Genomic DNA, 13507 nt, shown 5'->3' with positions numbered 1-13507 from the left:
CCCCAGGTTCCATGGCTTCGGCCACCGCCTGCGCCTTGAAATCGTCTGACCAACGACGGAACTGCCGCGGCGCACCCTCAAGGGGACTGGCCACAGCTTCGATCATATGGAATGTTCTATGTTCAGACATAGGCGCAGACATAGCAGTTCATACCAGAGCTCCCAATTTCTCAGGCACGAATAGAACCTCAGCAGCGCACTCGCCAGATGGGGTCTATGCATCGCTTACTCGGTACTGGCGCGGCATACGATTTCGCGTCGCTCATGCGGCCGCGCATGTAAGGATCCAAAGAGAGGTAGAGCACGCGAAGTGTCACTTCGCCTTCTCCCGCTTCGGGCAGCTCGCGATCTTCAAGCCGGAAGTTCTCCGAGGTTGGGTAAAGTTCTCAGGAACGGTTTGTCAGCGGAAGAAAATAGGGTGCTTGCGAACACTCCGCACGTAGATCAAGCGATAGTCTTGATTTTGCGGGGCCTTACAAAATCGAAGCTCGGCTCCCAACGAGGGACAAGCGCTTGATTGCACCTCGGCAGCGGCCCGTACTGAGGCACACCCCAAGCCTCGTCATGACTTAAGCACGGATGATCGCTCTTGATGGGCATCATTCGAGAATGCGACCGCCCTTAGTCAGAAAATCACGAGCCGACTGTGGAACGCTATCGTTCGACACCTTAACGACGAAAACGTCCGATCCAACTTGCACTCGCAAGCCGTCGGCTGCACGAGCTCTTTCAAGGAAATCTTTGACCTCCTTGTCGACCTCGCCCAGCACTACGATTTCCTTGGAACGCATTAACGGGACTCAGTAATTTGGCTTCCCATTTCCTTAGCACCATTACACGGCTCTGCGAAGGCATCCCTACATCGAGCGGCGGACAAACTCAAATTTTGCCAAAATCGTTAACTATTTCTCAACTAACAATCCAGCACCATTCCCCACGCGATTTGGAGGCTGGACCATGACAACGGCTTTTTTGCTGGATACGTCCGTCATTAGCGAGACCAATCTACCTTATCCAAGAGAGAGCATCATCGATTTTCTCGATACGGCCGGGGCCCTCTACCTTCCAGCAGGGGCGATGATCGAACTCCTGATGGGGATTAACCTGGTTTGTGCAACAAGCCCTATCAAGGCAGTTAAACTCAGCAACTGGTATCACCGTCTGCTCAAAAGCGGAATGCCGATCATTGAAACGGATCGCGAAGTGATCGATATGTGGGGTATCCTCATCTCAGACAAACGGCTTAAGAACCTATGGCTTGATCGAGTTGACAAAGACGGCAACCATGTCGGGAAACCGCGAGGCGGTCAAGATGTTCACATCGCGGCCGCGGCCCTTGCAAAGCGTCTCCCCATTGCGACACTGAACGTCAATGACTTCATGCGGATACATGAATTCTATCCACTTCCGGGGATCTACAACCCGGAGAGCGGGGTGTGGCATACTAAAATGGAGCCCCTTGCTGATAGATATCCTATTGCGAACTACGGTCGGCCTGTTTCCGCGCAGGTTGAACGGCGTTGAATTCTGGTGACGCCCGGCACTCTAAGTCAGAATACAATCGAAGCAATTCCAAAACCAATTTTGGTCAACAATCGCTATCGTGGTCAAGCGACATGGCTATTCGTCCTTTTTCTCCACCGCCTGCACCGCCACAGATCGAGTAGTAACTCAGGATTAGGCCCCTTCCAGCGGATTTCTCGCAACCGAAGTCGGTACCCTCCAAACCACCAGCGAATGTCGATTGATATCTGTCTGATCGCTTGGTGGAGAATATGGCCTAGCAACCCGAATTATGACCCGATATTCGATCTTGTTGGTAGACATGCGCAAGATCACATTCCCGCTCATCGTGTTGGATCATTTATGTCTCCCGGACAAGATTAGCGCAGTAGTCACACCGAAGACATGATTGGCGGCTCATCACGTGCTCTGGCACAAACAATTGAACACATAAAAATTTAGCGATGTCTTTTGTTTGTAAGCAATCCCTTTCTGGCACAACTCGGTGAAAGCAAGTCCGGGAGATTTTTTTGGGAGCGATAGCAAACACCGGTTCAGCGCAGGAAAAGCGTTCTCGGGTCGCGCCGCCTACAGAGGCCGAGAGCGAGCGCCTTGAACTGGAAAAGGCCGCTTCGCGAGTCAAGATCCGCAATCTTCGCGCTAATATGGCCAATAGTGCTGTAAACCTGTTCGTCGAGGTGGCAAAATATGCGAAAAATCCGCATGTCAACTTACGCAGCTTCCTTCGTGATTGCGGAATAGCACCTGAAGATTTCCGGGCATTTGAAAAGTTCTCAACCTTGCTTGTTAAGAATAGCAAAACCCTGGTCAGCGGGCGCGTTAAATTCGAAGCCATAAAAGCACTCGCCGCTATCGACGAGACGAGCCAGCGCGACGCCCTCAAAAGACTTGAGTCCGGAGACGAACTCAGCGTCCGTGACATTCGACGGATGCAGAGGGACAAAAACCCGCCTTTGGCATTCGAAGACAAGGTCTTGCGCAGCAGTGCTCGCGAGCTGAATTCACGGGCCACCAAAGCCACTCGGCAGATGGTCGCCCAGTTGCGGAGCAAGGCCGATGGACTTCACACGGCGATGATCGCAAATACCAATGGATGGACCACAGGTCCTTCATTTGAAATGATCAAGCTCTTGAAACTCCAGGACGGCCAAATCCGGAAAACTGCGAGTGAACTGCTCGTAGACTTTGAACGCTTGGCCGGTGACAGGTTTTCCATCCGTCGATCTTGGGCGCATTTGGCAATTGATAATCCAGCGCAAATGCATTTGAGCCAAGTGCATTACTCACTCAAAATGCTTTCCCGTAAGGCATTTCGTAATGGCCGGTTTCCCCAAGATAGCACCCCCTTCTATTCTTGGTCGTCCTTGGAAGCGATCGGCTATCTGGCTGGCAAATCTCCTGAAAAGACCTCGCCAATTCCTGTTGACACGCCTAAGCCTCTGATCGCCATAGATCTCTGTTCGGGTGGTGGTGGGCACGCTCTAGGGTTGGAGGCGGCCGGATACAGCGTGGCGGGAATCTTTGAGCAAGACACCGCCGTGCGTGATACGTTGAAGATCAATCGGCCGGACTGGGCATTCTGCAGCGATATTACCGAGATCGCCGAGTTGACCCAATCTTCTTCGGGAGCGCCGCGACAGATCGATTTTCTCTCTGCGGCAATAATCAACCGCGCTTGGTCCGCCACCGGTCCGGGCCGTGCTGCTAAAGAGGAACTCTCGACTGCTGTCAGCTTGGTTAAGGAGCTTAAGCCTCGTTCATTTATGTTCGAAGTCGACATAAACTATCGGTCAAAAAAGCACACGCAGGATCGTACCTATTTCGAGGACGAACTCATAGACGCAGGCTATGGTATCCGGACCTTGGTCGTCTCAGCTGACAAATATGGGGTGCCACAGAAGCGTACACGGGCAGTCATTATCGGCATGCTGGCGGGAAAGGATCTGCTCGCGAGGCTCAAATTACCAGCAGGCGCTAGACGGTCGATTGAAGAATTGCTGGCTAATGTGGCGTTTCCTGATCACGCTGGCCTTGGGCCCGTTGGGCGGAGCCCAGATATGGACAAACAGGCAGACAATCAGGCTAGGTATAACCGTCGCGTCAAAGAGTGGCTCGCCGATCACGCGAAAGCCGACATGCTGATCCCAGACGTCTCGAAGGTCTCCGATAAAATCAAGGATGGCGGGTTCCACAAGTCTTCTTGGGGAAAGTCGGGCTTTCTGTCGAAGTTCGCCGACCAAGGACCTAAACTAGGGATAGACTGGAGTGATCTGCCACTGACCGTCAGGAATCTGCAGAGACTCCAGGGCTTTCCGGACAACTGGGAGTTTCTTGGACCTTTGAGCGAGCAGATCCGACAGGTATCTCTCGTGGTACCTCCGCAGATGATCGCAGCGCTTGCTGGAGCCATTCGCCAACTGCTCAACGGCGCAAACGTGGAATACAAAGAATGGAGCCCTGCGATCCAGAATATCAGCAAGCCTTTTAAGCAGCGTCCACCAGAGTATGCCGATCGAGCAATTAAATTTCGTATTGGTCAACCGCAACTGGTGGAAAACGATCGCGGCCAAGCCTATCAATGGCAAAGGCACGTTGACGAAGAGGAAGAGGATTGGGAACGCTTTGCCCCTAAGCAAACCGTCAGATTTCCAATTCGGACGCCACGTCCGATGCCGGTTCGAGGACACGGAAGCTGAGATAATTCCCGACCGCTTCAGAAGCTCTAAGGGCGAACGACCTGTCGTACGTCCCATCGACGTAAATTCTTGCCTTCCCGCCCTGGAAAGCGACTCGCCACTCCCTGTCGTGAGAGTCTCGAAATTTGAAACTCGAAATGCCGTTGTCCCGCTGACAGTCGTAGCGGTAGCCCTCCCCTAGCGCGTTTTCGGCCGCCTTGACCATGGCGACGAACTTTACGTCTTTGGTGTAGCCCGGCTTTTCGTCCCCCACTTGTATGACGCGCAGATTTTCGATCGTACTCTCTATCTGCGTCCACCGTGCCTTCCTGTCATCCGGTAGTGACCGAGCATTGCAGCCACCGCAATATTCGTGGAAGAGCCATCCGTTGTATCCGACATCAATGCGATTGTAGTTCGCCGTTCGGATGGACGAATACTTCCACCCCGCTCCCGCCATCGTCTCGTGGCCAACCTGAAGCTCTACCGGACTGTAGCTCCCGTCAGACGCTTTGAACTCAACGTTCACGCCCCAGGACAATGAAGTTAGCTTTGGCCGCAATCCAAGCTCCCTCAAAAGCGGACCAATCTCGTTTCTGATTTCCTTCATTAGATTAAGCAGCGGGAATTCCATGGCGTGTATCTCTGTTTGCGCATTCCCAATGCTGATGCTGGCTGTTGCAAGAGACGAGTAAATTTAATCGGGTTTCCAGTGAATGGCGCCATTAACCATGATTAAAATTTTATTAAAGTTGTCGTCTTTCACACTCGACAGGTGCGCGGTCGGGTGTCACTCTTTATTCGTAACACCAAGGAGAGTCAGATGTCGTCCCTGCGAATACGAGTTTTCGGCGCTCGACGCCCGTAAGCCGTCCCGGGACACCCGTACGACATCTTCCGGCCGTCACGCGATCTCCGCCATCGCGACCCATTAGGGCCAAGTATCCCAGCTAAAAGCCATCTCGCGAAAACAGTCGCAGCCACCCGCAATTTCGCTTGTAATTAGGACGGGCTCCGCTGTCGACGCTGAATCCGGTTCAACCGGAGTCAGATTGCGTGAACAAAATTCGCTCGATCGACCGATACTCAGGCCGATCGAACGAAGGGATATTGTGATGCTCACGAAGAAGACTTTTAGCGTTCTAACGCAGCTGACTTCTCAAGCTTCGGCCCTTTGCAACGATTACATCTGGCAGGTCATTCAAGGACCCGTCCAGACGTATCTTTTGGACCTCAGCTCAGGAGCGCTTGCGACCATGAACAAATACCTTACGGACCTCGACCGTGCTGCCGACCTTAATCCACACGGCGCCATGCGCCTCTTGTCCGACGATTTCGATGACGAGGACTTTCTGAGCTCTCGCGCAATGTACCATTGCTGGAGCGATCGTCCGCGCGGTCTTCGCCCTAACGCGCGTCGCCCCGGCCGCCGCCGGTCCGCTTCTAAGTCCTCTCGGGCACGCGTCACCGACCGTCGCTGACCTACCCAATCGCGTCCCGTTTTCAATTTGTAAGGAGTATGAAATGCCGAACGAGAAGTTGATCAATAATAATGTCCTCCTCCGCCGCCGCATGCTGGACAAGTTGCGCGAGATGGCCACCGCTCCGGCTCCGGAAAATAACGGTGAGGCAGTCGCGATTGTGCCCAAGCCCCCGATCAAGCGTCGCAAAGCAACCCGCACCCCTGGTCTCTATGTGACCCCGGGTGGCCACGGCGGTCAACGGAGCGTCTTCCGCAAAAAGAAGAATCAGGACGGCACTTATGCCGACGGCGAGAAAGACAAGGGTAGCAAGAGCGAGCGCGGGTTCACCATCTTCAATGGCCATCAGGTTCAGCACGAAAGCTTCCAGGAGCACAAGGTGTCCTGCATTTTCCAGGCTGACCCCACCGTCGCGGACATTTTTTCACAGCAGCCTCGTGTCGATTACACCGACGAGGAAGGAAATCACCGTTTCACCATCTTCGATTTCCTCGTTATCGACAAGTCGGGAAAGCGCATCGGGGTCGCGGTCAAGGAAGAGGAGTATCGCGAAGAAATGGAAGCGATGTTCGATATGATCGCTGAGACAAGCGAGCAGACTGTCATCGACGAAGCCGTTTTCGTATCCGGCGAACAGGCAACCCTGCGCAAGTACAATAACGCATTGGACATCCTCTGGGCACGCGAACACGCCCAGCATACGGAGGTCGAACTCGTCGTCGAAATGTTGGTCGGCCGCGTAACCATTCAGTTTTGGGAACTGTACGACCGCGCTTTCATGGGTAACTGGAAGCGCAAGGCAGCCATCTGGGACCTTATCGATCGCGAGATCCTCAAGCCGACCAACGAGGACGAACGCATCAACGACCTCACCCGTCTTACCGTCAACTTCTAACCGCCTTGAAAATATGCCTGCCGGAGCCCGCTTAGTCGGGCGATGGCGAAGCTTTGCCCGGAGATATGAAAATGAAGAGTTTCAATTTTATCAGCCTGACAACCATCCATCCGGACCTGACGGGCACGCTCGTCGTCGGCGATGGATCATGGGTTTGGTTTCACTCGGACCCCTACTCTGGCTCCCTCGCCGTGCGGAGCAGCAAACGGCGCAAGAAGGTCGTCCAGCGGCCGCAGAGCCTGCACCCGCGTAGCCCGAAGCGCCATTAATCCCTCACAGACAGTATTCGCGAAAGGTAAAATCATGACCACTAAGACCCGCCCCGCTGCTTTGATTGCCGAACTCAGCATGAACGACCCTAATGAATTAAACGACTCGAATTGGATTTGCGTCTCGAAAGGCCCACTTGGCTACATCCTCATCGATGAGGCCGACCGCAATTTCCATCTCGTGCTCAGCATTGCTGATCTTCACAATGCCTTGGTCCGCCGCAAAGCAAAGATCGACTGGGGCTATCATAGCGCCGGACAGGTCAAGTTGCGGGAGCGCATCGGAGGCGATCGACGCGAGGGGTTCACCGAGCACCAGATCATGATCGCCAGCTTCAAGGTGCAGATCATTATCGCCTATGAAAAGCTCCTGCAGAAGCGCCGAAAGGTGACCGTCCAGGAAGCCGAGACATTGCTGCCTGAGTGGGCCGCAAAGGCCAACAAGCACATCAACACACCGGCTCGCGTCAAATATTTGAAGCACGGAATGCTCAATTTCAGCGCCCCAACTTTCCGCACCTTCCGTCGCGATTACCAGACCTACGTTGAGTGTGGTCGCGATAGCCGCGCCCTGCGTCCTCTCACCGACAAGGCTCACAGCACTGGCCCCATTTCCTAAGGCCTGCTCATCACAGCTTAACGCACTTCACTCTCTTGCGCCGCGATCATTCCGATCCCGGCATTCTAAGCCCAAGGAGGGCATCATGAACTACTACCGTCGCCTTGACTTTTTGAAGGTGGAACTGTCTTCGCAGGACCGCCTGGTATTTGACGGACGCTTCTGGGTCTCGACGTCCATGGACACGAAGGGCCACAACCTTGAGTGCGAGACCATTCCGGGTATGTGCCGCTTTGTGGACCACAAGACACTGTCTGACGCTCTGAAGGAGAACAAGGCACGCGTCATTTACGGGTACCACCATCCAGTGCAGTCAAAGCTGCGCCGCCTCTTTGGGAAGAAGCGCCTCAACGAGTTCAAGGACGATTTTGTTGCCCTTGCTCGTCACAAGGAGTTGCTCATCCATAGCTACGAGGAATATTGCCAGGACCATAAGAAGCCGACACGGGCACTTCTCGCTGAGCTTCTTGACAAATGGAACGAGGCGGCCAACGCCGCACGCCGCAAGACCGTTGGTAAGGTCAACAAGAAGGTTGAAAAGCGTTCGAGCAAGGCAACTAAACAGGCCACTTTCGACCCTCCGAACACTCGCACTTTCCTCGACTACTACGATGATTACCTTTCGGCGGATCGCGACATTCGCATCCTGCTGCCTCGCCATCGTGGTCCCGGCAAGAACCACCGTCTGCACACGCTGGATGCTGAAAGCCTTGGCTGGAGCCAGCGCTTCGCGCTCATGTACCTGGACGACCGCAAGCCCACGATGAGTGGCCTGCGCGAAGCCTGTATCGCGTCGATCTACGAGGAAAACGCTCGTCGCCAAATGCTAGCGCTCGAACTGAAGCAGGACAGCTTCGAACGCCTGACCCCACCTAGCCGCAAGCAGTTCGAGAAACTGATCAAGGATCTCGACGCCTACGAGGTTATGGCTGCGCGTGAGGGTCGTAATAAGGCACTCGCCATCTTCCGTGCGCAGCAGACTGGTTTCGATGTCGACCGTCCAGGCCAGCACGTGGAGTTTGACGGCTACATGCTGGAAGTCCAATCCTGGCTCAGCGCGACCGATCTCTGGGATCATCTCTCTAACGAAACCAAGGAGAAACTCGCTCCCGTCCGTATCTACTTGTCCATGGCACGCGACGCCTGGACCGGATATCTCCTGGCCATCAAGTCGGCCATGTCCGAGAACTCATCGACAGTAATCGATACTCTCGATATGGCGATCGCTGACAAGTGCCACATCGCCCGCTACGTCGGCGCTCAGACCGATTGGTACGGCGGCGTGCGCATTCAGAATGCTTATACCGATAACGGAACGGCATACATCGCTGATGCGACCCACGACGCATTCCGCGAAGCAGGTGTAGCGTTGTCGCACCCGCCCGCAGGCCAGCCTTGGCACCGCGGCTTTATCGAGAGCATTCTCTCGGTAATCTCTCGCCAGTTGCTGACGAATTTTCACGGCCGGACTTTTGGTAACGTGGTCGAAAAGGGTAACTACAAGCCCTCGGAGCAGGCGACACTCACGGCGGAGGAAATCCTTTGCCTGATCATTCGTCTCATCTTGGACAACTATCACCATAAACCCAATTGGCGGACGGGAAAGTCTCCGCACGACGCATGGGTGGATTATCTCGAAAGCTCCCCTGTCTACTGGGGCGGGGATCCAGAGATGCGCATTACTGTGTTTGGTGTTCATGATGATCGAACCATCAAGGCCACTGGCATCGTGGTCTGGGGTATTCGCTACAACTCCATCAAGCTGCAGCAGCTTTTTCAGAAGGTCGGCTCCCAGAAGGTCGAGATCCGTTATCACGACGATGATCTCCGCTGGATCTCGGTAAAGGGGCCGGACGGCTGGTTCCTTGTGGAAAACCGCATCCAGATGACCGAACAGGTAACTCGTGACGAGTGGATCGAGGTCTGGACCGACATCAAGCTTGAGGCGCAAATCGCTCAGGAGGAAATGCTTCCACGTATGTATCGTGGCCTGAACGACGTTCGTTCAACGGTCGACGCTGCACGCAAGCGTGCTCGTCTGGCCCCTAGCACCGCCACCCGCGACGACCTCAAGCAGCTGGAACGCGATCTGTTTAACGGCGTGGAGCTGTCCGCAGACGACGATGACGATTTCGCTCTGGTCCCGATTGCGGCTCCCAGCGGTCCCCTCCGCCAGGGCGGTGTCGACATGACCCGCCCGAAGGGCACCATTCCCACCCCGAAATCCCCGAAGGTTTCAAAAATCAAGGCAAAGGAGAAGAAGTATGACGAAGGCAATTACCGCTAAGGCTCGCGTGTTGACGGACGAGGAAAAGTTCGATCTCAAGCTCAAGCTTACGACGACATATTACTCCTCGCCTCGTGATGACGAGTTCATCCGTCGCTTGTGTGACCAGACAAATAACTTCCGTCTTCGCCTCTCAGGCGGGGGCGTCAAAGAAGTGGCGTTGGTGGTGATGGGCCCGTCCGATTCAGGCAAGTCCCGCATGTTGGACTACCACCTTGCGACCTATCCTGAGCTTCAGCCAAAGATGGGTGAGGACGGCGTTCTTTACTCGCCTCTCCTCTATTTGGAGGCGCCAGGGACGTGTAGCAACAAGTCCTTCATGATTGCGATGCTGGCAGCGCTTCACGTTCCTGCATCCCCGCGGGCGACCGAGTTCGTACTCCACGCCGCCCTCAAGCGCATCTTGAAGCACAACAAGATTGAGTGTGTCGTCATTGACGAGATGCAACACACAATCCGTGGCACCGGCGCATCAGTCATCGCCAAGGTTCAGGATGTCATCAAGAGCATGCTCCAGATCGACGACTGGCCGATCCACTTTGTTTTCGTCGGAACTCAGGAGCTGGCGAGGTTCCTTCAGGGCGACCGCCAGCTCGCGAACCGCTGCAATGTCATGCGGCTTCATGACCTGGATTATCAGAACAAGGATCACATGACCTTCGTAGATCGACTGTTGAACGAAATCGTAGTGGAAACCGCCGGTCTGACAATCGGTTGGACAGAAGCCGATAAACTCGCCCAGCGCCTGACGAAGGCATCCAACGGCGCCTTGGGTGCAGTTATCAAGTTCGTTCGTCTGGCATGTATCCATGCCATTGATAATGACCTCACCCAGGTCACGATCGACGACTTCGCGGAGTGCTATCGCGTCAAGAGCGGTTGCACATACCAGGGCAATATTTTCCGTTCCGTTGATTGGAAGAGCATCGACCCGTCGAAGGCGGTCGACGATCTTTCGGTTACGCAGTAAGGAGACTCAAAATGTCAGCACCCTCCCCCTTTATGCTTCCCCAACGTCCCTCTTTGCTTGCATTGGAATCCGGGGCTGAATATTTGCCCCGTCTCGCCTGGAAGAATGGGTTTGCAAGCGCGATGGAATTCGGCGCCATCACAGGCTTCAAGCCCGATAGCCTTATCAAGATGCACGACGCGGACGCAGCTTGGCTCTGGGAGTTGACCGGCATTCCTAAGGCGGAGTTCAAGCGTTTTGCGATGCCCGCCAATGCTATAATCCGCTTTGGCAGTGGGTTAGTGAAACGCACTCAGCTTCAGACGACGGGCGTACGCTATTGCCCCACTTGTCTTCGCACTGACGCTGCGAACGGAATTCCTCACATTCGCGGACCCTGGAAGTGGCGCATGATCGCTCGTTGCCCAGTTCATGGCTGCGTCCTTGAGTTTGACCGGCTGGGCGTAGCGCACCTGGAGAATTTCGAGTCATTGGCGCATGAACCTTGCGAGCAGCCGACTGCATCTTCGATTTCGTCAGATAGCTATTTCCTGGCTCGTCTCGTTGCCGATAATACCGCCGCGCAGGATAACTTCCTTGACGGCATGCCAGCCTACGTCGCGGCTGAGTTCTGCACGGTCGTTGGACATTTGGAAGCGGGCTTGCTTGGACGCCCGTTAAAGGAACGCATTCCGGATGGCTTTGAGAACCCGGAATTGCGGCAACTGGGCTTTGAAATCGCGACGCATGGCCGCGATGCGGTTTGGCGCTTTCTTGAAACAATCGTCGAGACCACCAGCAAGCGCGTGAAGCATCCCCTCGATATGTTTCGATCCGTGCTCTACTGGGCCTCGATCAATAAGCACAACTCGGATTACAATGGCGTCTTTCGCTTCCTACAGGAAGTCGCCGAGGAGAACATGCCGTTGGCGCCAGGGGACGCCTTCATCTGGCGGATCAAAAAACGCAAGGTGTTCACACTCGCCACTGCTTCGGTAGAATATCAGCTTTCGGAAAAACGTGTGCTGCGTGTACTTGCAACCCGCTACAAGGACCGCGAGCTGCCACGTTTCCTCAAGCGCAATGATGTTCATGCCCTTCTTCTTGAAGCTGCTTCTTACGTAACGACCTCGGAAGCGGCTCAGGCCATCGGCTGCTCGATGGAACTGTGCGACGCTCTTATCAAGCGGGGGCATGTCGCCGTGTTCTCTAACAGCGAGGAGTCAACGCGCGTCTATCGGCTCGTGCACAAGGTCGAAATCGAAGCTTTATTGCGTCAGCTTGACAGCTGCATCGACCGCTCCCTCTCTACAGCAGGGATGGTCTCAACGTCCGAGGTTCTCCGTATGAGGGCGTACCGCGCAATCGATCTGTTTGAATACATGCTCGAGAAGGCGATCGTCCGAATAGCATCCGACAGCGATGTTCCCCGTTTCAACAACTTGTATTTTGACCTCGGCGAAATTCGATCGGTCTTCAAGAGCCGGAGTACGTCACCGTTCGATGAGCTGCTCGACGTTCGAGCTGCTGGCCGTCGCCTCGGTGTAAAAAAGTCAGCTGTCGATCAACTTATCGCCGATAATATATTCCAGTCTCACATCGTTACTGTCAGCGGTCGCGATGTGATAAAACTGAGTTCGGCCGATATCGAGGCATTCGTAAACGACCATGTGTCGGTCTCGGAACTCGCTCGCAAAATGAGCGCGGACGCCTCGGAAATCACACGGAATCTGAATGGTGTCGGCATCACTCCGGTGGTCAATTCCCATTACAATCTCGATCATTTTTACCGGCGCGACGAACTCCCGGAGACATTGATCTCATAATGCCACCAACATATATCGCAAAAATGGCTCGGTTTTCCGGGCTTTTTTTGTGCCGTGAACCTTGGTTTGGCACCTTTAAAGCTGAGAGCGTCGTGAGAAACCTAGAGGGGCATTTGCACCCGCCATTCTGAACGAATCCGGAAAAAGCCCGCAACTGCGGGCTTTTTTTGATGCCAAATGGCAGAATCTAGGGAGCCTAGCCATTGTTGTTATGGCTGTCGGATGTGAAGTTCGACAAGCCGCTTGAAATCGGCGGGAGCCCGCTCCTCGATCGCATCGATCATCATATGATGTTCGCGGCCCGATTGCTCGATCCGAGCTCGTGTCCGCCATTGTGAAACCGGTGCGGACGAGGTTCTCTGGCGAATCTCGGTCACCAGGTCGACGAGCTCCTGGTTGCCGCTGAGCGCAAGGAGATCCCGATGGAACGCGAGATTGGCCTCGTAAAGTTCGAGAACGGTACCCGTCAGCGTCATTTCGTCAAAATGGCGGGCAAGCGCACGCAATCGGGCAATGCTCTCGGCCGAAGCCCGTGAAACGATCGTGTCGGCGACGGCCGTTTCCAAAATGACACGGATGTCGCTGACTTCCCGAGCACGCCGCCCGTCCGGCTCGAAGACATGGTAACCGCGGTTCGGCACATGTTCGACAAGGCGCTTCTGTAGCAGCCGATCAAGTGCGCGGCGCACTTCCGGTCTCGTACAGCCGTAGCGGCGTTCGAGAGCAACCTGCTTCAGCCAGGTGCCTGGCGGCAGCGCGCCGGTTAGAATGTCCTGGAGAATGAAGTCAGTCACGTCGCGCGTGACCGCGACTTCATCCGTCTCGGGTGTTCGCTCCTGAACTTCACTCACAATCTTCTCCCCACAAACAAAGCGATCGATACCATGACGGGTGTCAATTCTGTAGCGCATTGGCAGCCGCAACGCTCAAATCGCCCTGCGTAAAAAATATGCTTGGCCATATATTGCGCAACGGATTTTTG

The 13507-nt window shown here is 54.7% G+C and carries 11 protein-coding genes and 1 pseudogene; 9 read left to right on the top strand and 3 right to left on the bottom strand.

Going from position 1 to position 13507, the window contains the following annotated elements:
* Nucleotides 1-233 precede the first annotated feature (233 nt).
* Nucleotides 234-377: pseudogene (locus tag AB4Z52_RS17900) on the bottom strand (NADP-dependent oxidoreductase); the annotation flags it as partial.
* Nucleotides 378-957: 580 nt separating this feature from the next.
* Between AB4Z52_RS17900 and AB4Z52_RS17895 the strand changes: the two are divergent.
* Together AB4Z52_RS17895 and AB4Z52_RS17890 are read left to right on the top strand one after the other, a co-directional pair.
* A complete protein-coding gene (locus AB4Z52_RS17895) occupies nucleotides 958-1524 on the top strand; it encodes a type II toxin-antitoxin system VapC family toxin (protein ID WP_442219271.1) in 567 nt (188 codons plus the stop codon).
* 509 nt (nucleotides 1525-2033) lie between these two features.
* Nucleotides 2034-4220, top strand: a complete 2187-nt coding sequence (locus tag AB4Z52_RS17890; RefSeq protein WP_442219270.1) for a DNA cytosine methyltransferase — start codon at nucleotides 2034-2036, stop codon at nucleotides 4218-4220.
* On the opposite strand, the gene AB4Z52_RS17885 is transcribed toward AB4Z52_RS17890, so the two are convergent.
* Nucleotides 4165-4833, bottom strand: coding sequence for a hypothetical protein (locus AB4Z52_RS17885; protein ID WP_442219269.1), 669 nt, complete (start codon nucleotides 4831-4833; stop codon nucleotides 4165-4167). The genes AB4Z52_RS17890 and AB4Z52_RS17885 overlap by 56 nt on opposite strands.
* 622 nt (nucleotides 4834-5455) lie before the next feature.
* Between AB4Z52_RS17885 and AB4Z52_RS17880 the strand changes: the two genes are divergently transcribed.
* From AB4Z52_RS17880 to AB4Z52_RS17850, 7 genes are all read left to right on the top strand, one after another.
* Entirely contained in the window at nucleotides 5456-5680 is a 225-nt protein-coding gene (locus AB4Z52_RS17880) for a hypothetical protein (protein ID WP_442219268.1), read from the top strand.
* Nucleotides 5681-5723: 43 nt separating this feature from the next.
* Nucleotides 5724-6575: a hypothetical protein gene (locus tag AB4Z52_RS17875; protein ID WP_442219267.1), complete on the top strand. Its 852-nt coding sequence runs from the start codon at nucleotides 5724-5726 to the stop codon at nucleotides 6573-6575.
* A gap of 71 nt (nucleotides 6576-6646) precedes the next feature.
* On the top strand, nucleotides 6647-6844 hold the full coding sequence (locus AB4Z52_RS17870) for a hypothetical protein (RefSeq protein WP_442219266.1): 198 nt from the start codon (nucleotides 6647-6649) through the stop codon (nucleotides 6842-6844).
* 34 nt (nucleotides 6845-6878) lie between these two features.
* A complete protein-coding gene (locus AB4Z52_RS17865; protein WP_442219265.1) occupies nucleotides 6879-7463 on the top strand; it encodes a hypothetical protein in 585 nt (194 codons plus the stop codon).
* Between the two features lie 85 nt (nucleotides 7464-7548).
* Complete coding sequence (locus tag AB4Z52_RS17860; RefSeq protein WP_442219264.1) at nucleotides 7549-9750, top strand: Mu transposase C-terminal domain-containing protein; 2202 nt, start codon at nucleotides 7549-7551, stop codon at nucleotides 9748-9750.
* A complete protein-coding gene (locus tag AB4Z52_RS17855) occupies nucleotides 9728-10720 on the top strand; it encodes a TniB family NTP-binding protein (protein ID WP_442219263.1) in 993 nt (330 codons plus the stop codon). The genes AB4Z52_RS17860 and AB4Z52_RS17855 overlap by 23 nt, the downstream gene beginning before the upstream one ends.
* Nucleotides 10721-10731: 11 nt before the next feature.
* The gene (locus AB4Z52_RS17850) at nucleotides 10732-12525 is read left to right on the top strand and encodes a TniQ family protein (RefSeq protein ID WP_442219262.1); all 1794 of its coding nucleotides are present in this window, start codon (nucleotides 10732-10734) and stop codon (nucleotides 12523-12525) included.
* A gap of 209 nt (nucleotides 12526-12734) precedes the next feature.
* Here AB4Z52_RS17850 and AB4Z52_RS17845 read toward each other — a convergent pair whose 3' ends face one another.
* Nucleotides 12735-13376, bottom strand: a complete 642-nt coding sequence (locus tag AB4Z52_RS17845) for a GntR family transcriptional regulator (protein ID WP_442219261.1) — start codon at nucleotides 13374-13376, stop codon at nucleotides 12735-12737.
* Nucleotides 13377-13507 lie beyond the last annotated feature (131 nt).

It is taken from the genome of Rhizobium sp. 2YAF20, from assembly GCF_052114685.1.
Classification (GTDB): domain Bacteria; phylum Pseudomonadota; class Alphaproteobacteria; order Rhizobiales; family Rhizobiaceae; genus Rhizobium.
This window is presented reverse-complemented; position numbering and strand designations above follow the sequence as displayed.